This is a genomic window from Flavobacterium hydatis, from assembly GCF_000737695.1.
In the GTDB taxonomy this organism is placed as follows: Bacteria; Bacteroidota; Bacteroidia; order Flavobacteriales; family Flavobacteriaceae; genus Flavobacterium; species Flavobacterium hydatis.
This window is the reverse complement of the sequence record NZ_JPRM01000094.1, coordinates 1-257: the sequence shown is the minus strand read 5'-3', so window position 1 is coordinate 257 and position 257 is coordinate 1. Positions and strand designations below refer to the sequence as shown.

Genomic DNA, 257 nt, shown 5'->3' with positions numbered 1-257 from the left:
ACAACGTTCACCTTTACAGGAGTTCGTTCAGACAGTAAATTATTAACAGATTTATATCCAGTAGGAAAAACAACAATAGTATGGACAGCAACAGATGCCTCAGGTAACACTTCGGCATCATGTGAGCAAATCATTACGATAACCGATACCGAAAAACCAGTTATTACTTGTCCAGTAGCCATCAACCAAGTTGCCGATGCAGGAGAATGTGGTGCAACAGTATCTATTGTAAATCCAACAGCAACCGATAATTGCTC

General features: G+C 40.1%; 1 protein-coding gene. It reads left to right on the top strand.

The annotated features are described in order from the left end of the window. Positions 1-257: HYR domain-containing protein (locus IW20_RS25175; protein ID WP_035629179.1), on the top strand; the 257-nt coding region annotated here is incomplete at both ends.